This is a genomic window from Kribbella sp. CA-247076 (assembly GCF_050942445.1).
Taxonomy (GTDB): domain Bacteria; phylum Actinomycetota; class Actinomycetes; order Propionibacteriales; family Kribbellaceae; genus Kribbella.
In genome coordinates this window covers 3,657,822-3,677,196 of record NZ_CP192051.1, presented here as the reverse complement: position 1 = coordinate 3,677,196, position 19,375 = coordinate 3,657,822, and the positions used below count along the sequence as shown (strand labels likewise).

Annotated in this window: 20 protein-coding genes; 10 read left to right on the top strand and 10 right to left on the bottom strand. The window is 69.9% G+C overall.

What is annotated here, in order from left to right:
• Positions 1-210: 210 nt before the first annotated feature.
• Positions 211-1,689, bottom strand: a complete 1,479-nt coding sequence (locus ACQPYZ_RS17485) for a glutamate--cysteine ligase (RefSeq protein ID WP_433169444.1) — start codon at positions 1,687-1,689, stop codon at positions 211-213.
• Positions 1,690-1,886: 197 nt separating this feature from the next.
• Between ACQPYZ_RS17485 and ACQPYZ_RS17480 the strand changes: the two genes are divergently transcribed.
• The gene (locus ACQPYZ_RS17480; protein ID WP_433169442.1) at positions 1,887-3,242 is read left to right on the top strand and encodes a DNA polymerase IV; all 1,356 of its coding nucleotides are present in this window, start codon (positions 1,887-1,889) and stop codon (positions 3,240-3,242) included.
• Positions 3,235-4,182 (top strand): tetratricopeptide repeat protein, encoded by a 948-nt coding sequence (locus ACQPYZ_RS17475; RefSeq protein ID WP_433169441.1) that lies wholly within the window; start codon positions 3,235-3,237, stop codon positions 4,180-4,182. Before ACQPYZ_RS17480 ends, ACQPYZ_RS17475 begins: the two co-directional genes overlap by 8 nt.
• On the opposite strand, the gene ddaH is transcribed toward ACQPYZ_RS17475, so the two are convergent.
• Positions 4,151-4,912: a dimethylargininase gene (gene ddaH, locus ACQPYZ_RS17470; RefSeq protein ID WP_433169439.1), complete on the bottom strand. Its 762-nt coding sequence runs from the start codon at positions 4,910-4,912 to the stop codon at positions 4,151-4,153. The genes ACQPYZ_RS17475 and ddaH overlap by 32 nt on opposite strands.
• A gap of 70 nt (positions 4,913-4,982) precedes the next feature.
• Between ddaH and ACQPYZ_RS17465 the strand changes: the two genes are divergently transcribed.
• The gene (locus tag ACQPYZ_RS17465) at positions 4,983-5,492 is read left to right on the top strand and encodes a hemerythrin domain-containing protein (RefSeq protein ID WP_433169437.1); all 510 of its coding nucleotides are present in this window, start codon (positions 4,983-4,985) and stop codon (positions 5,490-5,492) included.
• 2 nt (positions 5,493-5,494) lie between these two features.
• Here ACQPYZ_RS17465 and ACQPYZ_RS17460 read toward each other — a convergent pair whose 3' ends face one another.
• The 4 genes from ACQPYZ_RS17460 to ACQPYZ_RS17445 all read right to left on the bottom strand — a co-directional run bounded on the left by ACQPYZ_RS17460 (position 5,495) and on the right by ACQPYZ_RS17445 (position 8,758).
• Positions 5,495-6,250 carry an MBL fold metallo-hydrolase gene (locus tag ACQPYZ_RS17460; protein WP_433169435.1) on the bottom strand — a complete coding sequence of 252 codons (756 nt, stop codon included), beginning with the start codon at positions 6,248-6,250 and terminating at the stop codon, positions 5,495-5,497.
• Positions 6,247-6,639, bottom strand: a complete 393-nt coding sequence (locus ACQPYZ_RS17455; RefSeq protein ID WP_433169433.1) for a YccF domain-containing protein — start codon at positions 6,637-6,639, stop codon at positions 6,247-6,249. The genes ACQPYZ_RS17460 and ACQPYZ_RS17455 overlap by 4 nt, the downstream gene beginning before the upstream one ends.
• Positions 6,640-6,719: 80 nt before the next feature.
• On the bottom strand, positions 6,720-7,868 hold the full coding sequence (locus tag ACQPYZ_RS17450) for a saccharopine dehydrogenase family protein (protein ID WP_433169431.1): 1,149 nt from the start codon (positions 7,866-7,868) through the stop codon (positions 6,720-6,722).
• Entirely contained in the window at positions 7,865-8,758 is an 894-nt protein-coding gene (locus tag ACQPYZ_RS17445; RefSeq protein ID WP_433169429.1) for an SDR family oxidoreductase, read from the bottom strand. Before ACQPYZ_RS17445 ends, ACQPYZ_RS17450 begins: the two co-directional genes overlap by 4 nt.
• 74 nt (positions 8,759-8,832) lie before the next feature.
• Between ACQPYZ_RS17445 and ACQPYZ_RS17440 the strand changes: the two genes are divergently transcribed.
• Complete coding sequence (locus ACQPYZ_RS17440; RefSeq protein WP_433169427.1) at positions 8,833-9,420, top strand: TetR/AcrR family transcriptional regulator; 588 nt, start codon at positions 8,833-8,835, stop codon at positions 9,418-9,420.
• Position 9,421: 1 nt separating this feature from the next.
• Here the strand turns inward: ACQPYZ_RS17440 and ACQPYZ_RS17435 are convergent, their stop codons facing one another.
• Entirely contained in the window at positions 9,422-9,883 is a 462-nt protein-coding gene (locus ACQPYZ_RS17435) for a MarR family winged helix-turn-helix transcriptional regulator (RefSeq protein WP_433169426.1), read from the bottom strand.
• A gap of 95 nt (positions 9,884-9,978) precedes the next feature.
• Between ACQPYZ_RS17435 and ACQPYZ_RS17430 the strand changes: the two genes are divergently transcribed.
• The 5 genes from ACQPYZ_RS17430 (at position 9,979) to ACQPYZ_RS17410 (ending at position 15,043) form a co-directional block, all read left to right on the top strand.
• Positions 9,979-10,446: a hypothetical protein gene (locus ACQPYZ_RS17430; RefSeq protein ID WP_433169424.1), complete on the top strand. Its 468-nt coding sequence runs from the start codon at positions 9,979-9,981 to the stop codon at positions 10,444-10,446.
• A gap of 1 nt (position 10,447) precedes the next feature.
• Positions 10,448-10,699 carry a DUF3817 domain-containing protein gene (locus ACQPYZ_RS17425; protein WP_433169422.1) on the top strand — a complete coding sequence of 84 codons (252 nt, stop codon included), beginning with the start codon at positions 10,448-10,450 and terminating at the stop codon, positions 10,697-10,699.
• A 9-nt stretch (positions 10,700-10,708) separates the two neighbouring features.
• A complete protein-coding gene (locus tag ACQPYZ_RS17420) occupies positions 10,709-11,512 on the top strand; it encodes an exodeoxyribonuclease III (RefSeq protein ID WP_433169421.1) in 804 nt (267 codons plus the stop codon).
• Positions 11,513-11,567: 55 nt separating this feature from the next.
• Positions 11,568-13,649, top strand: coding sequence for a S9 family peptidase (locus ACQPYZ_RS17415; protein ID WP_433169419.1), 2,082 nt, complete (start codon positions 11,568-11,570; stop codon positions 13,647-13,649).
• 434 nt (positions 13,650-14,083) lie between these two features.
• Positions 14,084-15,043: a sigma-70 family RNA polymerase sigma factor gene (locus ACQPYZ_RS17410; RefSeq protein ID WP_433169417.1), complete on the top strand. Its 960-nt coding sequence runs from the start codon at positions 14,084-14,086 to the stop codon at positions 15,041-15,043.
• Positions 15,044-15,134: 91 nt separating this feature from the next.
• Here the strand turns inward: ACQPYZ_RS17410 and ACQPYZ_RS17405 are convergent, their stop codons facing one another.
• The 3 genes from ACQPYZ_RS17405 to ACQPYZ_RS17395 form a co-directional block, all read right to left on the bottom strand.
• The gene (locus ACQPYZ_RS17405; RefSeq protein ID WP_433169415.1) at positions 15,135-16,049 is read right to left on the bottom strand and encodes an endonuclease/exonuclease/phosphatase family protein; all 915 of its coding nucleotides are present in this window, start codon (positions 16,047-16,049) and stop codon (positions 15,135-15,137) included.
• Between the two features lie 100 nt (positions 16,050-16,149).
• A complete protein-coding gene (locus ACQPYZ_RS17400) occupies positions 16,150-16,875 on the bottom strand; it encodes an HAD family hydrolase (protein WP_433169413.1) in 726 nt (241 codons plus the stop codon).
• 63 nt (positions 16,876-16,938) lie between these two features.
• Positions 16,939-18,354, bottom strand: coding sequence for a CPBP family glutamic-type intramembrane protease (locus ACQPYZ_RS17395; RefSeq protein WP_433169412.1), 1,416 nt, complete (start codon positions 18,352-18,354; stop codon positions 16,939-16,941).
• Positions 18,355-18,405: 51 nt separating this feature from the next.
• On the opposite strand from ACQPYZ_RS17395, the gene ACQPYZ_RS17390 reads away from it, so the two are divergent.
• Positions 18,406-19,371, top strand: coding sequence for a Dyp-type peroxidase (locus ACQPYZ_RS17390; protein WP_433169410.1), 966 nt, complete (start codon positions 18,406-18,408; stop codon positions 19,369-19,371).
• Positions 19,372-19,375: the final 4 nt, after the last annotated feature.

Below are 19,375 nucleotides of genomic sequence, written 5' to 3'. Positions count from 1 at the left end.
ACGGGCCTCTCTAACCTTCCGGTGGCCACACCTTTGCAGGGCTGTCACCCAACGCGCCACCCCTGTAGTCCGGGTCGTTATCGAACTCCTCGCCGGAGCGTCCTGCCCGTTGCCTTGGGCAAGTGCGGCCACCCGGACAGAGCGTGACGATCGCTTGTCCTACGTTGTCTGCCCGACTAACCGGTTCAGTGCGGCTCCCCGGGGCGCCGGTCAGTCGATCGGCCACTCGTGGACCGGCGTGTTCGCGTGCATGTGCTCGGAGTACCGGCGGAGCATCCCGCGGAGCGCGTCCCGGCGACCGTGGGATCCCTTTGTATACAGTCGATGGAACTCGTCGGCCTGCCAGGCGGCACCGTTGCGGTTGGTCAGGCAGCGCTGCTCGATGATGCCGAGCAGGCGGTCGCGCACCGCGGTGTCGACGCCCCACGCGTCCAGGCCCCGGGAGGCCAACGGCAGCAGGCGTCGCAGCACCAGCTCGGTCGCGCGCGCCGTCCCGACGCCGGGCCAGAAGACCTCCGCGTCGATGCCGTACCGGGCGGCCGCGTGGAAGTTCTCCTCGGCCGCGGAGAACGACATCTGCGACCAGATCGGCCGTTCGTCGTCGGCGAGTGCGCGCACCAGGCCGAAGTAGAAGGCGCCGTTGGCGATCGTGTCGACGACCGTGGGGCCGGCCGGCAGTACGCGATTTTCCACCCGCAGGTGCGGCTTCTCCCGGACAACGTCGTACACCGGGCGGTTCCAGCGGTAGATCGTCCCGTTGTGCAGCCGCAACTCCGAAAGGGCCGGCGCGTCGCCGCGGTCCAGCACGGCGATCGGGTCCTCGTCGGAGGTGACCGGCAGCAGCGCCGGGTAGTAGCGCGAGTTCTCCTCGAACAGGTCGAAGATCGAGGTGATCCAGCGTTCGCCGAACCACACCCGCGGCCGCACACCCTGCGTCTTCAGCTCGTGCGTGCGGGTGTCGGCGGCCTGCTCGAACAGGGCGATCCGGGTCTCCCGCATCAGCTCCTTGCCGAACAGGAACGGCGAGTTCGCGCCGACCGCCAACTGGACGCCGGAGATCGCCTGGGCCGCGTTCCAGTACTTCGGGAAGGCCTCCGGCGTGACCTGCAGGTGGAACTGCGTCGACGTGCAGGCCGCCTCCGGCACGATGCTGTCCGCGGTCACCGCCAGCCGCTCGACCCCGTCGATGGCGATCTGCACGTCCTCGCCGCGGGCGGCGAAGATCTGGTCGTTCAGCAAGGCGTACCGCGGGTTCGTGCTGAGCGCCTCGCGGTGGATGTGGTCGGTCATCAGCGTCGGCAGGATGCCGACGATGACCATCGACGAGCCAGTCCGGCCGGCCTTCTCCTCGGCCGCGTTCAGGCTGTCGCGGATGTTCGACTCCATCGTGTCCAGCCCGATGCCGTCGATCTGGCCGGGCGGCACATTGATCTCGATGTTGAACTGGCCGAGCTCGGTCTGGAACGCGTCGTCCTCGATCGCGCTCAGCACCTCGGAGTTCTTGAACGCCGGGTCGAAGTTCTCGTCGACCAGGTTCAGCTCGATCTCGATCCCGGTCATCGGCCGCTCGGGGGCGAACCGGGCCTCGCGCAACATCCGGGCGAACGCGTCCAGGTTCCGGTGGACCTGGTTGCGGAACGCCGTCCGGTCCGCCCGGGTGAACTCGACCCGGTCGACTTCCTCACCCATCCGTGCCTCCCGTGGTGGCCCCGAGGTGGTAATGGCCTCAGTCTGCCTGAAGGTGCCCGCGGATGTGAGCCGCAATCGCGTGGTGCGTCACACCGGCGTCCGGACCCGGTCCGCCGGGGGCGGCGGCCGGGGATTTGCTGCGGGCAACGACCGGGTCCGGTCGCGGGACTGTCGGTGGGTACGGCGAGACTTGTCAGGTGCGTGGTGATCCTTCGGTGCTGCATGTCGACCTGGACGCGTTCTTCGCGGCCGTCGAGCAGCGCGACAAGCCGTCGTTGCGGGGCAAGCCGGTCGTGGTCGGCGGGATCGGCCTGCGCGGCGTGGTGTCGACGGCGTCGTACGAGGCGCGCAGGTACGGCGTCCGGTCGGCGATGTCGACCGCCGAGGCACGGTCCCGGTGTCCGCACGCGGCGTACCTCGGGCCGCGGTTCGAGGTGTACCGGCGGACGAGTCAGGCGGTGATGGCGCAGATGCGGGCGCTGTCGCCGCTGGTCGAGCCGCTGTCGCTGGACGAGGCGTTCGTGGACCTGTCCGCGTCCGGGCTGACCGGGCTGACGGTCGACGACGTGCACGCGATCGCGCTCGACCTGAAGGCGGCGATCCGGGAGGCGAGCGGCGGGCTGACCGCGTCGGTCGGGGCCGGCACGTCGAAGCTGATCGCGAAGATTGCGAGCGACCTCGACAAACCCGACGGCGTGGTCGTCGTACCGCCGGGGACGGAGGCCGAGTTCCTCGCGCCGATGCAGGTGACGGTGATCCCCGGGGTCGGGCCGGCGACCGCGCAGCGGTTGAGCATGGCCGGCGTCCGGACGGTCGCCGACCTGCAGCAACTGGACGAGGACGAGCTGATCCGGCAGGTCGGGTCGGCGCACGGCTCGAGCCTGCACCGGCTGGCGGTCGCGGCCGACGACCGCCCGGTGGTGAGCGACCGCGAGACCAAGTCGGTCAGTGTCGAGGACACCTTCGAGACCGACATCATCGACCGCTCGCTGCTGTCGGCGATCGCCGACCGGATGGCGCACCGCGTCGCAGAACGCCTGCAGAAGGCGCAGCTGTCCGGCCGGACGGTCACGGTGAAGACGCGCATGCACAACTTCACCACGCACACCCGCTCGTCCACGCTGGCCGGCCCGACCGACGACGCCCGGGTGATCGCACGGGTCGCCCGCCGGCTGCTCGAGGAGAGCGACATCTCCGGCGGCATCCGGTTGCTCGGCGTCGGGGTCTCCTCGTTGGCCGACTGGATCCAGGACGACCTGTTCACCGAGAGCGAGTACGCCGACCAGCCGCCCGAGGTGGTCGAGCTGCCGGACCGCACCCGCGACCTGACCGGCTACTACCCCGGCCAGGACGTCGTCCATCCCGAGCACGGCCGCGGCTGGGTCTGGGGCTCCGGACTCGGCCGGGTGACCGTCCGCTTCGAGACCGCGGACACCCCGCCGGGCCCGGTCCGGACGTTCGCCGTCGACGATCCCGCCCTGGAAAAACTGGCCGTGACCGAGGCCGGGGCGAACGACGAACCCGGCAGCGGACAGAATGGGCCGAATGAATGAGGAACGGCGCGGGGTGTACCCGTTCTGCGCACCCTGCACCGCGTCGTCGGTCGCCTGGCGCGCACCCGACGCGGCCGGCGCGACCGGGATCGGGACCCGCTTCTACGGCCACCGCGACGTCTGCGAGAGCTGCGGCTCGTCGGTCCGCACGCTCTACTCGACATTCCTGTGGATCCCGGTCGCGAAGGTCGGCCGGTTCCGGATCATCCCGACCGGCGGTCGCGACTACATCGGCCGCAAGGTCGTCGAGCGGCCCGTGCGGACCGTCGTACGGCGCGAACCGGTCATCACGCATGCGGAGTTGGACGGCGATCCGGCGTACCGGCAGGCCGAGGCGCACTGGCACGACCGCGAGCCCGGTCGCGCGCTGCCGTTCTACCAGTCGGTGCTGGCCGACCGCGAGCAGGTCCTGGCGGCCGACGATCCGGCCACGTTGCGCGTGCGGCTCCGGGTCGCCCAGGGATTGCTGGCGACCGCGAACTACGGCCGGGCGATCGCGTGGTTCGAGCTGGTGACCCCGCAGCTGATCGAGGTGTTCGGTCCGAACCACGAGCTGACCAGCGCCGCCACCGAAGCGGTCACCGGCGCGCGGCTCATGGTTGGTGGTCCACGCTCGGAGGCGAAGCTGCTCGCGAACATCGTCGCTGTCGACGAGCAGGACCTCGATCGGTACGACGCCCAACTGCTGCGGGACCGCGCCGCGCTCGGTCGAGCCTTGCTCGCGTGCGGGGAGGTTGCCGACGCAATCCGAGCACTCACCCGGACGGTCGACGACAGCACGCACGCGCTCGGCGCTTCGCACCCGGACACGGTGGTCTACCGCACGGCGCTGGTGGAGGCGTGCGACCTGGCCGAGGCGCGGGGCCGGAAGCGCGACGTCCAGGCGGTCGAGGCCGCGCGCCGGATGCTCAACGTCGCAAGCGCACCGACAGGCACGTGACGCAGCCCTCGAGTTTCTCGAACTCGCTGATGTCGACGACCACCGGCGTGTAGCCCGACTGCTCGAACAACTCCGCGGACTTCGGTGCCGACGCGGCCATCAACAGACGGCCCTCCCCCAGCAGTACGACGTGCGCGCCGGACTCCTCGGGGACCGGTTCGAACACGTCGAACGCCTGTGGATCGTCGACGAGCGGCTCGTACCCGATGACGGTGCCGTCGGGCAAGGCGGTCACCGCGGACTTCAGGTGCAGGACCTTACTCACGGGCACCGTCCGCACGGTCGCGCCGAGCGGCTCGAGTGCTTGGGCCAGTTGGCGGATGCCGTCCGCGTTCGTCCGGCCGCCGAGTCCGGCGTACACGGTCGACCCGATCTTCAGGATGTCGCCGCCGTCGAGGGTGCCCGGTTCGTTGATGTGCGTGATCCGGTGGCCCTGCGCCGCCACGGCCTGCTCGGCGGCCGCGGCTTCGGGCCGGCGTTCGTCGGCGCCGGCGCGGGCGATCACGGCCAGGTCGCCGTACACGACCATCGTGTCCTCGACGAAGACGCCGTCGGGGCACTCGTCGATCGGCGGCACCTCGACCGTCGTCCAGCCGGTGGCCTCGAGCGCGTCGACGTACTGCTGCCACTGGCGGGCGGCGAGGTCCGCGTCGACCGGGCTGCGTTCGATGTGGGTGACGATCCCGTCGGCGAGGCGGGGGCTGGGACGTCGGACCAGAGCTGTCGGCATGGGGGCAGGTTAACCGGTACGGCCGTGGGTACCGGCTCCGCAGACGTTCGAGATTCTTGGAGGGCGACGAATGCCGAAGATCCTGCCGGCCACGGGTGGCGACGTGGTGGAGATCATCCTGGCGGACCACCGCTGGTTCGAGGAGGCGCTGCGCGAACTGCGGGACGTGCGGAGCGACCGGGCCGCCGTTCTGGCCGACCTGGCCACGGTCCTGATCGCGCACGCGGAAGCCGAGGAGTCGAAGGTCTACCCGTCACTGCGGCGCAAGAACGCGATCGACGAGGAAGAGGTCGAGCACTCCGAGCACGAGCACGACGAGGGCAACGAGGCGTTGCTGGCGCTGATGGAGGTAGCGGACACCGACAGCGAGGAGTTCAGCGAGAAGCTGCACGAGCTGTCCGAGTCGCTCTCTCACCACCTCGACGAGGAAGAACGCGACGTCCTCAATCCGGCCCGTACCGACATCTCGGAAGAGACCCGCCGCCAGCTGGGCGACGCGTTCGCCGAGGAGCGTGCCCGCTTGATCGATTCGGGTTGCGGCGACATCGCCAACGTCCGCAAGGTCGTCGAGGCTGCCTGACCTCACAGCGGGAGGGTGAGGCCCTCCTCGGCCGCGACGACCTCGCCGGAGAACTCCTTGCGTGCCTCGGCGACCGACACCGACCGATCGGAGCCCGGCCAGAAGTGCGTCAGGAGCAGACGGCGCGCTCCCCTGGCGCCGCGGGCGGCTTCGGTCGCGGTCATGGTGTACCGCGGAGTGGTCGGCGGTGATGCGCCCTGCAGGGTCGCGTCGGAGATGACGAGGTCGGTGCCCTGGGCAAGCTTCGACAGCTCGTCGGACGGCCCGCTGTCGCCGGTGTAGGCGACCGAGACGCCGGGAGCGGTCAACCGGACGCCCAAGTTGGTGACGTAGTGCGGCAGCACCACGGTCTCCACCGCGAACGGCCCGAGCTCCTTCGTCTCGGCCAGGTTGTGGACGTCGAAGACGGTCGCCGGATCCGGGTTCGGCTCGAGGGCTCGCAGTACGTCGAGAACACCCGGCGGACAGTGGAGCGGAATCGGGGCGGCGTCCGGCGCTTCGTAGTACCGGACCCGGGCGAGGGCGCTCACGTCGACGCAGTGGTCCGGGTGCTGATGTGTGACGACGACGGCGTCGACCTCACCGTGCGGGCGGTGGCGAAGGAGTTGCGGCAGGGCGGCGTACCCGAGATCGAGCACGAGGCTGAAGCCGTCGTACTCGAGCAGGAAACCGGCGCAGGCACGGCCGGCCTCGGGCCAGGCACCACAGGAGCCCAGGACAGTGAGCGACCTCGCCGGCCGGCTGACCGGACCGCTCACCGGACGGCGAACGGCTGGTCGGTCGGGACGATGTCCTTGCCGAGCGGCAGCAGCGAGATCGGGATCAGCTTGAAGTTCGCCACCCCGAGCGGGATGCCGATGATCGTCACGCACAGCGCGATCCCGGTGACCAGGTGACCCAGCGCCAGCCACCAGCCCGCGAAGATCACCCAGATGATGTTGCCGAGGACGGCGCCGGCGCCGGCCGACGGCTTGTCCACCACCGTCCGGCCGAACGGCCAGAGTGTGAACCCGGCGATCCGGAACGCCGCGATGCCGAACGGGATCGTCACGATCAGCACGCAGCAGATGATGCCGGCGACCGCGTACCCGACCGCCAGCCAGAACCCGGCGAGCACCAGCCAGATCAGGTTGAGAAGCGTCCTCATGCTTCCAGCCTGCCACCCATGGGGTGCGCCACCGAAGTCGTCGCGGCACACCCCGGGATCAATCCGGGTCGGACCCTGACTCAGTAGGCGTCGGTGCTCAGGGTCGCGAACGTCAGGCCGGCACTGACCAGCCGTTCGCGCAAGGCAGGCCCCATCGCGGCGGCCGTGGTCGTCTGGCCGGCCGTTTCCGGGAGGTCGTCGAGGGCCAGGCACAGGGCGCTCTCCGCGAGCATCTTCGCGGTCTCGTCGTACCCGGGGTCGCCGCCCGCGACCTCCGTGATCACCTGCCGGCCCCCGCCGCGGCCGACGAAGCGGACGTTGAACCACGACCTGGCACGCCGCTCCGGACTCGGTCCCTCCCCGGACGCGAGCCGCTTGAGCAACGCAGTGCGGGCCGGTGGGACCTGGACCGCCGCGGCGAGCAGAGCGACCCCACCGATGCCTCCGGCAACCATCGGCAGGCGCCGGACCGCGGCATAGTGCGAGTAGCGGAAGTCAGGCCCGTAGCGGTCGAGCCGGCGGGCCGAGTACGCGACGATCTGGGGATCGACGGTCGGCAGCGGTACCGCCCAGAACCCCTGCTGGCGATGGAGCCTGCCGGGGACCGCCTTGGCCGACCGGCCCTCGGGACGCGGCTCGAGCCGGCGCCGGGCTCGGTGGGCCTCGAGGTTTTGCTTCGGCCGGGACAGCGCGGTGATGAACGTCTGGAAGGTGCCGCCGGACGGACGGCCGCCGGCGCGCACCAGCCCGTCGATCCGGATCGGGACTCGCTCAGGCAGCTGTTCGACGGTGAACTGGACGCCGAGGTCGTACGGGATCGAGTCGAAGCCGCACGCATGGATGAGGCGTGCACCGGTTTGGACGGCCCGCTCGTGGTAGCGGACGTACATCCGGTCGACGAACTCGGGCTCACCGGTCAGATCCAGGTAGTCCGTGCCCGCGTCGGCGCAGGCCGCGACCAACTGCTCGCCGTACTGGATGTAGGGCCCGACCGTGGTGACGACGATGCGGGTCGACTCGGCCAGCGCCTTGAGCGAGGCAGGGTCGGTGACGTCGGCGTACAGGACGTCGCGGCCGAAGCCCTCCAGCTTCGTCTTGTTGCGTCCGGCAACCGCCCAGCGGAGGTCCGGCGGCGCGTTCTTCGCCAGGTACTCCGCGGTCAGGGCGCCGGTGAACCCACTGGCGCCGAGCAGGACGACGTCGTACGCCCGGCTCGTCGGCCGGCTCATCGTCCGGCCGCCTTCGCCGCGTCGGCGCGGCCGCCGGCTCCGGACGCCCGGGTCGACTCGGCCAGTCCGCGAGCCTCGATGTCGGCGAGCGCGGCCTGGTCCGCCCTCGGCACGCTGAACCGGGAGCCGGCCTCGATCACGTGCGGGATCAGCCAGCGGAACACCTTCATCGCGCCGATCCACCCCGGCACGTGCACGGTCCGCCGGCGCTTCCTGATCCCGTCGGTGAACTTCTCCACCGCGAACTCCAGCGGGTACACCTTGCCCGCCAGCGGCACCCCGGTCCGCACCTTCCCGAACACCGGGTGCTCGTCCACCCCACGCACCATGTCGGTGTCGACGAACGTCATGTGCGCGACGCCGACCCGGACACCGAGGTGCTTGAGCTCGACCCGCAGCGTGTCCCCCATCGCCTCGACACCGGCCTTGGCCACGTTGTACGACGCCAGCCCGGGGATGCGCACGATCGCCGCGAGGGACGACACCAGCAGCAGGTAGCCCTTGCTCTCGAGCAGGTACGGAAGCGTGAGGTGGACCGTCCGCCAGACGCCCACCAGGTTGACGTCGACGACCCGCTCCCACACCTTCGGATCCATGCTCCGGCTGAACCCCGGCGCCGCGATGCCGGCGTTCGCCATCACCACGTCGATCCGGCCGTACCGCGCGACCACGGACTCCACCGCGGTCCGCAGCGACTCGGTGTCGGTGACATCGGCCTCCCACCAGCCGGCGTCCGGTCCACAGTCCTCGGCGACCCTCTTCAACTCGTCCGGCTCCAGCCCGACCAGCGCAAGCGTCGCACCCTCCTGGGCCAGCCTGCGCGCGACCGCGGCGCCGATACCGCGCGAGGCTCCGGTGACGAGGACGACCTGACCGGGCAACGGACTCATCGAGGACCTCCAGCTTGTTGAGTGGGCACTCAACAGTAAGTGACTGTTGACCGATTGCTCAATAGACTGGCGGTATGACCCAGACCTCGGCCGCCCGGCTGCGCCCCGACGAGCGGCGTGCGCAGATCCTGGCGGCCGCCCGGCGGGTCCTGGTCGCCGACCCCCATCGCGAGCTCACGGTCGAGTTGGTCGCTGCCGAGGCCGGCGTCTCCCCCGCGCTGCTCTTCCACTACTTCGGCTCGAAGAAGAAGTTCCAGTACGCCGTCATCGAGGAAGCCGCCGCCGAGGTGATGCTGCGGACCGCCCCCGACCCGTCGCTGCCACCCGAGGAGCAACTGCGGGCCGGCATCCGGGCCTTCGTCCGCGCGGTCCTGGAGGCGCCCCAGCTCTACCGGGTCACGCTGCTGATGTCGGCCGCCGGCGATCCCGACGTCCGCGCGCTGCACTCGGAGATCCGGCAGGTGTTCAGCACCTGGGTGATCGGCGCCGTCGGCCGGCGCGGCATCGAGATCACGCCGGTCGTCGAGCTCGCCTGCCACGGCTGGCAGGGGTACGTCGAGCAGACCCTGCTGACCTGGATCGACCACCCGACGATCTCGGCCGGCGACCTGGAAAGCCTCTGCGAGCGCTCCCTCGACGCCATCCTGTCGACCACCCACTGACTCAGGATGCCGGCCGACTGAAGCTGGTCAGGGCGTCGAGGGTCGCCTTCACCACGATCTCCGCCCGGTCCGGACCGACGGCCTCGCGTAGCCGTTCGTCGACCTCGTTCAGGACGGCTCGGCAGCGGTCGAGCAGCTCGTGACCGGCCCGCGTGACCTGCAGGTCGGCGGTCCTCCCCCGTCCCGGCGCGCTCAGGCGTTCGACCGCACCCATCTGCTGCAACTGCAGCAGGGTCGACTGCATGCTCTGCGCGGTGATGCCGTCCCGACGGGCGAGCTCGCTGTACGACAGCCCGGGCTGGTGAGCCAGATGTCCGAGCGCGGAGAAGTGCCGCATCGACAGGCCCTGCCGGCGCAGCTCCGTCTCGGTCGCGTCCCGGAGCTGACGGCCGAGCATCATCAGCAGCAGCGCCGGGCTGATCGGCGGCCGGCCGCTCTCCCCGTCCATCGGCACATCTGTCATCGGCACATCATGGCAGCCGGGCGTAGTTTCAGGTGGGCTGATACTTGAGTTACAGTCACCCTGAAACAGAGGGCGCCTCGAGAGATCGGATCCGGATGAACAAGTTCCTGCTCAGCGTGCACGTGCTCGCCGCGATCATCTTCATCGGACCGGTCACGGTCGCGGCCAGCATGTTCCCGCCGCTCGCCCGCCGGGCGCTGGCGGCCGAGCACGCGGAGAACGGCGTACTCCAGGTGCTGCACCGGATCAGCCGGGGCTACGCGATCGGCGGGCTGACGGTGCCGGTCTTCGGGATCGCGGTCGCGGCAGGGCTCGGCGTCCTCACGGACTACTGGCTGATCGTGTCGATGGCGCTGACCGCGATCGCCGCCGGCGTCCTCGCGTTCGCCGTGCTGCCGGCGCAGTCCCGGGTGCTCGCGGGCGTCGGTGCCACCCCCGAGGTCCGCGAGCAGTTGATGCCGCAGGCGAAGGCGCTGTCCATGACAACCGGTGTCTTCGCACTGTTGTGGGCCGTCGTGGTCGTGCTGATGGTCGTTCGGCCCGGCTCGACGACGGGGGTCTGACGTGCTGCGAGTGCTGAAGATCGCGGCTGCCGTCGAGGCGGTCAGTGTGTGCCTGTTGTTCCTCAACCTCTTCACCGTGCACTGGCCGGCGGTGTCGTCCGCGCTCGGTCCGACGCACGGGACGGCCTACCTGGTGGTGATCGTTTCGGCGTTGTCCACGGCCGGCGCGTCGACGCGGGCGAAGGTGCTGTCGTTCGTGCCGGCCGTCGGTGGATATCTGGCGCTGCGCAACCTGTCGGTGGGTGCGCGTTAGGGTTTGGACGTGCTGACGGTCGCCACGGTGAATGTGAACGGAATTCGAGCCGCATTCCGGCGGGGGATGGCGCCTTGGCTGGAACAGACCGATCCGGAGTTGCTGCTGATGCAGGAAGTCCGGGCGACCGACGACGTACTGCGCGAGTTGCTCGGCCCGGACTGGCACCTCGCGCACGCCGAGCCGTCGATCGACGGGCACAAAGGCCGGGCTGGTGTCGCGGTGGCGTCCCGCCGGCCGATCAAGGAGGAGCGGATCGACGTCGGGCCGGAGCGGTTCGCCGGGTCGGGGCGGTGGATCGAGGCGGACGTCGTGCTGGACGACGGGTCGCTGCTGACCGCGGTCAGCACGTACGTGTTCACCGGTGAGTTCGAGACGCCGCCGCGGCAGGAGGAGAAGTACGCGTTCCTGGACGCGATCACCGCGCGGCTCACCGAGTTGCGCACGGACGGGCGGCACGTGCTGATGTGCGGCGACCTGAACATCGCGCACCGTGAGGTCGACCTGAAGGCCTGGAAGGCGAACCGGAAGAAGAGCGGTTTCCTGCCCGGGGAACGTGCCTGGATGGATCGTTTGTTCGCCGCCGGCTGGGTGGATCTGGGCCGTCGGTTCGGTGGCGAGGGCCCAGGTCCGTACTCGTGGTGGTCGTGGCGCGGCAAGGCGTTCGACAACGACGCCGGCTGGCGGATCGACTACCAGATCGCGTCCGCGGAGCTGGCCGCGGCCGCGACCGGTTGCGTCGTCCACCGGGCCCCGACGTACGCCGAGCGGTGGAGCGACCACGCTCCGGTCGTGGCGACGTACGCGCTCTGATCCGGCTGTGGATATCCGGCGACGGGGCGCCGCCGGTTACGGGTAGTCTCGCGACATGCCCGAGAACGATTCTGTGAAGCCCCCGGTCGCCGCCCGGAAGCCGGTCGAGCGCCGTCACCACGGCGACGTGTTCGTCGACGAGTACGAGTGGTTGCGGGACAAGTCCGACGACGACGTGCTCGAGTACCTGCGGGCCGAGAACGCCTACACCGAGGCGCGCACGGCCCACCTGGAATCGTTGCGTGAGGCAATCTTCAAGGAGATCTCGGACCGCACGCTGCAGACCGACCTGAGCGTGCCCGCGCGCCGCGGCGGGTACTGGTACTACGCGCGCACGATCGAGGGCAAGCAGTACGGGATCCACTGCCGGGTCAAGGCCGACGGCGACGAGCCGCCCGCGACCGACGGCGAGATCCCGGGCGAAGAGGTGATGCTCGACGGCAACGAGGTGGCCGGCGACTCCGAGTTCTTCTCCCTCGGCACGGTCGACGTCTCCCCCGACGGCCGCCTGCTGGCGTACTCGGTCGACCTGAAGGGCGACGAGCGGTTCACCCTGCGGATCAAGGACCTGTCGACCGGTGAGCTGCTGCCGGACGAGTTGCCCGAGGTGCACTACGGCTCGGCCTGGTCGGCGGACGGCTCGACGATCTTCTACACCAAGGTCGACGACGCCTGGCGGCCGTACCAGGTGTGGCGGCACACCCTCGGCGCCGGCGACGACGTACTGGTGATGGAGGAGCCGGACGAGCGCTTCTGGGTCGGCGTCGACCTCACCCGCAACGAGCAGGCGATCATGATCGCCCTCGGCAGCAAGCTGACCAGCGAGGTCTGGCTGCTGGACGCGAACGACCCGGCCGGTGAGCCGGTCGTGGTCGCGCCCCGGCGCGAGGGCGTCGAGTACGACGTCGAGCACGCGGGCGACCAGTTGCTCGTCACGCACAACGCGGACGCGGCGAACTTCTCGCTCGCGACCGCGTCGCTGGACTCCCCCGGTGACTGGACGACGCTGATCCAGGGAGACGAGACCAGCCGGCTCCTCGGGGTCGACGCGTTCGCCGACCACGTGATCCTGTACCGCCGGCGCGACGCGCTCACCGAGCTCGCGGTCATGCGCCATACGCCGGACGGCCTCGGATCACCGGAGACGCTCGAGTTCGAGGAGCCGATCTACACGGTCTCCCCCGGGCGCAACGACGAGTGGCACGACACGCGGTACCGCTTCGGCTACACGTCGCTGGTCACGCCGGGGTCGACGTACGACGTGGACGTCGCGACCGGTGAACGCCGGTTGCTGAAGCAGCAGCCCGTTCTCGGTGGCGTCGACCTGTCCGCGTACACGCAGTACCGGGAGTGGGCGACCGCCACCGACGGGACCTCCGTGCCGATCTCGCTGGTGGCGCGCAAGGACGTGGCGAAGGACGGGAACGCGCCCGTCGTGCTGTACGGGTACGGCTCCTACGAGAGCTCGATGGATCCGTGGTTCTCGATCCCGCGGCTGTCCCTGCTCGACCGCGGCGTGGTGTTCGCGATCGCGCACGTCCGCGGTGGGGGTGAGCTCGGCCGGCAGTGGTACGACGACGGGAAGATGCTGACCAAGCGGAACACGTTCACCGACTTCGTCGCCGCCGCCGAGCACCTGGTCAAGGACGGCTGGACGCGGCCGGAGCGGATCGTCGCCCAGGGTGGCAGCGCGGGCGGCCTGCTGATGGGCGCGGTCGCGAACCTGGCGCCGAACGCGGTCGGCGGGATCGTCGCCGAGGTGCCGTTCGTGGACGCGTTGACGACGATCCTGGACCCGTCGCTGCCGCTGACCGTGATCGAGTGGGAGGAATGGGGCAACCCGCTCGAGGACGCCGCGGTGTACGAGTACATGAAGTCCTACTCGCCGTACGAGAACGTCACCGCCCAGCAGTATCCGCGGATCCTCGCGATCACCAGCCTGAACGACACCCGGGTGTTCTTCGTCGAGCCGGCCAAGTGGGTCGCCAAGCTCCGCGCCACCGCGACCGGGACAGTCGACGTGCTGCTGAAGACCGAGATGGAAGCCGGCCACGGCGGCCGCTCCGGCCGGTACGACGCGTGGCGGGAGCTCGCCTTCACCCTCGCCTGGGAGCTGGACACCCTCGGCCTCGCCTGACGCATTGCGCAGGCCCGCGACCTGGCGGGCCTGCGCCCATCGGCAACCGGTGACCGTTTCGCGCGGGAACACGGCGGGTACTTGCGGCGTTGCTGTCCGATGGAGAGAACGAATGGTGTGTCGTGCAACACATTCGGCGACCGGAAAGGCCGGGATTCTGTCCAGTTTCTCAGCTTTCGGCGCCGGGGTGTCGCTGGATCCGGCCGGTGCAATTCCGGTGGAGACCCGCGGAAGGTGCGTGAACACACCGAAATGCGCGCAGATTCGGGCCTCGGTGTCCGGCAAGCGACCGCGACCAGGCCTGCAGACCGTGGTTTCCGCCCCTGATCGGTGCCGGGAACTCTCAGGGAACGTTCAGGCTGTTTACACACTCGTCGTGGAATCTTGAACCTCACTCGAGCGTTGCTCTCCATGTAACGACGAAGGGAGTTTCGGTGGCTCGCACGACTCGTGTCCGCACCGCGGACGACGGTATCGACGGCAAGGACAGCGTCGGTCTCTACCTCGAAGAGATCGCGCGCACTCCCCTGCTGTCGGCTGAGGAAGAGGTCGAGCTCGCTGAGACGGTCGAGGCAGGTCTCCTGGCGGAGCAACTGCTGGCCGAGGGGCGGGTTGGACGGAAGAAGGGCGGAGCGCCCAAATATGCGACGGAGGAAGAGCTGCAGTGGCTGGCGGACGAGGGCCAGCGCGCGCAGCAGCGGTTCGTGACCGCGAACCTCCGGCTGGTGGTCTCGATCGCCCGGCGTTACGGGCGTTCGCAGATGCCGCTGCTGGACCTGGTCCAGGAGGGCAACACCGGCCTGATCCGTGCGGTGGAGAAGTTCGACTACCGCAAGGGTTTCAAGTTCTCGACGTACGCGACCTGGTGGGTGCGGCAGGCCATCACCCGCGGTATCGCGCAGCAGGCCCGCGTGGTCCGGCTGCCGGTGCACGTGGTGGAGCAGCTGAACCAGATCGGCTCGGCCCGGCGCACGCTGGAGCGCAAGCTCGGCCGGGAGCCGGAGATCGACGAGATCGCGGCGGAGCTGGACCTGGACGAGGAGCGGGTCACGGAGCTGATCCGCATCGGGCGGGACCACATCAGCCTGGACAACCCGATCGACGACGAGGGTGAGACCTCGCTGGGCGACCTGATCGCGGCCGAGACCGCGCCGGGGCCGGACCAGCTGGTCGCCGACGCGTCGGACCGCTCGGGCCTGTTCAGCCTGGTCGACCAGCTCGACCCGCGGTCCGCGGACGTGATCCGGCGCCGGTACGGCCTGCACGACGGCCGCCAGGCGAAGCTCGCCGACATCGGCGCCGTGCACGGCATCTCCGCCGAGCGCGTCCGCCAGATCGAGCGCGAGGCGCTCGGCCGGCTGCGCCTGCTCGCCGACCCGACCCTGGCCGCGTAGGACACCACCCCGAAACCCCGCGGAAGGACCCCCAGCCACCTCGCGGCTGGGGGTCCTTCGTCATCCGGTGCGGTGCTTCAGGACAGGCGGATCAGGACAGGTGGATCCAGGACTCGACCGGCAGGTGGTCGCTCGGGAACTGGCCGCGCTTGCTGAAGGTGTTGATGGACGCCTGGGAGACGCGCAGGCCCGGGGTGGTCAGGATCCAGTCGATCCGGTTGCCGTTCGGCGTCAGCGGCTTGTAGCCGTGGAAGGTGCCCCACAGCGCGCCCCGGCGCTCGGCCGTCACCCAGCTGTCGGCCAGGGTGCCGCTGGTGACGAGCTTGTCGTACACGTTCACCCCGGCGGCGGCCGCCTCGTTGAAGTCACCGGTCATGATCACCGGCAGGGTCGGGTCGAGGGCCTTCATCCGCTGCAGGATCAGGTCCGCCGACTTGGACCGCGCGGTCGCGTCGAACGCCTCCAGGTGCGTGTTGATCGCGTAGAACTCCTTCGACGTGGCCTTGTCCTTGAACCGGACCCAGGTCACCATCCGCGCACAGCAGCCACCCCAAGTCTTCGAGCCGATCACCTCGGGCGTGTCCGACAGCCAGTAGTGGTCGTACTCCAGCGGCTGCAGCCGGCGGGTGTCGAAGAAGATCATCATGAACTCGCCCTTGCTGCCGCCCTCACGGCCCAGCCCGATCGAGTCGTACGACGGGCCGAGGTCGGCGGAGACGTCCTGCAGCTGGGCGTACAGCCCCTCCTGCGTGCCGATGAGCTGTGGCCGCGCGCGCCGCAGCTGCTCGCGCATGACCGGGCGGCGGGCGCTCCACTCGTTCGGCGGGGTGTCGCTGGCGTAGCGCAGGTTGTACGACATCACGTGCAGCGGCTGGCGTGACCCACCGGCCGCCTCCGTCGGGGCGGTCGACTGCGTGGGAGCGGCCTGGGAGACGCCGCCGGTCAGGGACAGGCCGAGCGCAGCGGCGGCGATGAGCGCGGCGAGCCTACGGCGGATGGGCAACATGGTCAGAAACCTCCATGGGCGGGTTGCTCGGAGGTTGGACGCTAACCAGAGCCGGTGTCCGGTTGCTAGCCGGCGCGCGTCGAGTACGTGACGGAACGGTTCAGGCGACCTGGCCGTTCCACGTGTCGATCAGCGGCGGGAGCTCGGACAGGCGGTGCACCGTCGCGTCCGGCGTACCCTCCGTGTGACCGATCTGCTCGAGCGGGATCGCGCTGTGCGGGATGTGGACGGCGCGCATGCCGACGTTCTGCGCGCCCCAGACGTCGTCGAACAGCCGGTCGCCGACGAACAGGCACCGGCCCGGGTCGGTCGCCCCGACCGCCTTCATCGCGGCCAGGAACGCCTCCGGGTGCGGCTTGGTGTGCCTGATCTCGCTGGTGTAGACGGCGCCGTCCAGCAGGTCGAGTACGCCGTCGCGCATGAAGATCTCCTCGTGCCGTGGGCGCGACCAGATCGTGTTCGACAGCACGCCGACCTTCAGCCCGCGGGCCCGCAACTCCTGCAGGGTCTCTACGGCGTCCGGCTCGAGCTCGGTGTGCGGGTGCCACTGGCGCTCGTACTCGGCCAGGGCGGCCGGGGTCATCACCACGTCGGCGAGCAGGCAGACCTCCTCGAGCGTGCTGCTCAGGTGCTCGTCGCGGGAGCGCAGCCAGACGGAGCCTTCGGCCTTCACCAGTCGCTCCGCGAGCTCGTCGGCCCGGGCGTCGTCGATCAACTCGGCCACCGACCGCCAGACGGCGTACAGGTCGATGTCGTGCCAGGTGGCCAGGGTGCCGCCCCAGTCGAACAGGACGGCTTCGATCGGTGGGGTGTTCGCGTTCGTCACAGCGACACCCTGCCAGACCGCACCGACACTTCTCCCCCGGTTTTCGGGCCGGCCCGCTGCCAGTCAGCTCACGCGGGCAATGCGTTGGCGCTTGGAGAGCCAGACGACGGCAGTCGCGTAGATCGCAAGACACGGCACGTCCACGACCAGCAGGGTCCACGGCGCGCCACCCTGTTCGTCCCACCCGTCGAGCGTACCCATTGCCGCAGGCAACAAGAAGGCGAACAGGTTGTTCAGCGCGTGCACCGTGATGGCGGCCTCCAGGCCGCCGGTGCGAATGGTCAGCCAGCCGACGATCATCGCGAACACGAAGATGTCCGCCATCGCCCAGCCGGTGTAGCCGTGCGCCGAGACGAAGGCCGCGCTGCTGATCACGATGCCGGGCCACGGCGTCCGCAGGAGCAACTTGAGCCACCGCGCGCGGCCGTCCACGCGGTCAGGTCCGTAGGCGCCGACCGCCTGGATCAACCACCCGCGGAACACGAACTCCTCCGCCGCCGACTGGAACGGCACCAGGAGGATGATGACCAGCGCCGGTACGACGAACGCGCCGAGACCGACCCACGAGCCCTCGTCGGCAGGCACCGGGTCGGTAGTCGGGAAGATCTGCTCGACCAGCAGCCCGAGGGCGTACGAGAGCACGAGGTAACCGAACGCCGGGACGCAGGTCAGCAGTAGCCAGCGCCAGCGGATGCGGTTGAGCACAGAGGCCACGCTGAACCACGGGCGGCGCTGCACGAGCCAGGCCGCGAGGAGCACGAGCGGCGTCAGCACACCGAGCATGACGAGCGTGAGCGCGAGATTCTCGACGTCGTTCGGGAAGAACTCGGTGTCGGTCGGCTCGGAGACGTCGCCGGTGACCAGGCCGTGCACGATCACCCAGCCGACGACGAGCGCGCCGATCAGGAAGAACGCACCGGCCGCGAGGAACAGCGTGCCGACGATCGGGCGCCACCAGCGGTGCTTCGGGGTGCGCGCGAGCCTGTGGTACGGCGTACCGGGTGGCGCGGCGACGATGCTGGGCTCGCGGTAGAACGGCTGCGGCGCACCCCACGGCGGCGGCTGCTCCGGCGACCAGAACGGCGGCTGGCCAGGCGGATACTGCCCCTGCGGATACTGCGCAGGCGGGTACTGCCCCGGCGGTGGGTAGAAGCCCGGCTGCGGGTACGGCGGCTGCTGATACGGACCTTGTTGCGGGTGGGGCGGCTGCTGGTAGGGACCTTGTTGCGGGTGGGGCGGCTGCTGGTAGGGACCTTGTTGCGGGTGGGGCGGCTGCTGGTACGGGCCTTGTTGGGGGTGGGGTGCTGGTGGCAGGTAGGGACCGGGCTGGGAATATGGGCCGGGCTGAGGGGTCGGACCGGCTTGCGGCGCGCTCCAGGGTGGCGGCGTACCTCCAGGTGGCGGTGGGCTGCCAGGGGGTGGCTGGGTGCCTGGGCGGGGCGAATCCTCGGGGCGTGGTTCGCCGTGCTGCGGGTCCATGACTGGACTCTAGAAGATCGGGACAAGAAGCACTCGGAGGAGAGCGCAGTGGTGACAGATCCGACTCCCGGACCGACCGCGTCGACGCGAGCACTGCCGCAGTCGGTGCTGATGCCGCTCACCGGATCCGCGATCTTCCTGGTCGTCCGGATCGAGCCCGGCGGCGAGCAGACGGCCCGCGACCTGCTGGAGCGCGTCAGCGGTCTGACCCGCTCGGTCGGGTTCCGGGTGCCCGCCGGGAACCTGTCCTGCGTCACCAGCATCGGCTCCGACGCGTGGGACCGATTGTTCAGCGGCCCGCGGCCGGCCGAGCTGCACCCCTTCGTCGAGCTCCACGGCGCCACCCACCACGCGGTCTCCACGCCCGGCGACCTGCTGTTCCACATCCGCGCCGCCCACCTGGACCAGTGCTTCGAGTTGGCCGGCCAGATCATGAAGGTGCTCGACGGCGCGGCCACGGTGATCGACGAGGTCCACGGCTTCAAGTACTTCGAGATGCGCGACCTGCTCGGCTTCGTCGACGGGACCGAGAACCCGGCCGGTGCCGAGGCCGAGGACGCCGTACTCGTCGGCACCGAGGACCCGGCGTTCGCGGGCGGCAGCTACGTGATCGTGCAGAAGTACCTGCACGACTTGAAGGCGTGGAACGCGCTGACCGTCGAGCAGCAGGAGCAGGCGATCGGCCGGACCAAGCTCGACGACATCGAGCTCGACGACGACGTGAAGCCGGCCAACTCGCACCTCGCGCTGAACGTGATCGAGGACGAGGACGGCAACGAGCTGAAGATCCTGCGCGACAACATGCCGTTCGGGACGATCGGCACCCAGGAGTTCGGCACCTACTTCATCGGGTACGCGAAGTCCCCCGCGGTCACCGAGCTGATGCTGCGGCGGATGTTCGTCGGTGAGCCCGAGCGCAACCACGACCGCATCCTCGACTTCTCCACCGCGGTCACCGGCACGCTGTTCTTCGCTCCGGCGGCCGCGTTCCTCGACGACCTCCCGCCGGCTCCCTGACCCA

Excerpts from the sequence above, each read along its gene's own strand:
- ACQPYZ_RS17475 (WP_433169441.1), top strand. The coding sequence starts at position 3,235 with ATGAATGAGGAACGGCGCGGGGTGTACCCGTTCTGCGCACCCTGCACC.
- ACQPYZ_RS17405 (WP_433169415.1), bottom strand. The coding sequence starts at position 16,049 with ATGTTGCCCATCCGCCGTAGGCTCGCCGCGCTCATCGCCGCCGCTGCG.
- ACQPYZ_RS17415 (WP_433169419.1), top strand. The coding sequence starts at position 11,568 with ATGCCCGAGAACGATTCTGTGAAGCCCCCGGTCGCCGCCCGGAAGCCG.
- ACQPYZ_RS17485 (WP_433169444.1), bottom strand. The coding sequence starts at position 1,689 with ATGGGTGAGGAAGTCGACCGGGTCGAGTTCACCCGGGCGGACCGGACG.
- ACQPYZ_RS17450 (WP_433169431.1), bottom strand. The coding sequence starts at position 7,868 with ATGAGCCGGCCGACGAGCCGGGCGTACGACGTCGTCCTGCTCGGCGCC.
- ACQPYZ_RS17445 (WP_433169429.1), bottom strand. The coding sequence starts at position 8,758 with ATGAGTCCGTTGCCCGGTCAGGTCGTCCTCGTCACCGGAGCCTCGCGC.
- ACQPYZ_RS17395 (WP_433169412.1), bottom strand. The coding sequence starts at position 18,354 with ATGGACCCGCAGCACGGCGAACCACGCCCCGAGGATTCGCCCCGCCCA.
- ACQPYZ_RS17455 (WP_433169433.1), bottom strand. The coding sequence starts at position 6,639 with ATGAGGACGCTTCTCAACCTGATCTGGCTGGTGCTCGCCGGGTTCTGG.
- ACQPYZ_RS17440 (WP_433169427.1), top strand. The coding sequence starts at position 8,833 with ATGACCCAGACCTCGGCCGCCCGGCTGCGCCCCGACGAGCGGCGTGCG.
- ddaH (WP_433169439.1), bottom strand. The coding sequence starts at position 4,912 with ATGCCGACAGCTCTGGTCCGACGTCCCAGCCCCCGCCTCGCCGACGGG.
- ACQPYZ_RS17430 (WP_433169424.1), top strand. The coding sequence starts at position 9,979 with ATGAACAAGTTCCTGCTCAGCGTGCACGTGCTCGCCGCGATCATCTTC.
- ACQPYZ_RS17435 (WP_433169426.1), bottom strand. The coding sequence starts at position 9,883 with ATGACAGATGTGCCGATGGACGGGGAGAGCGGCCGGCCGCCGATCAGC.
- ACQPYZ_RS17465 (WP_433169437.1), top strand. The coding sequence starts at position 4,983 with ATGCCGAAGATCCTGCCGGCCACGGGTGGCGACGTGGTGGAGATCATC.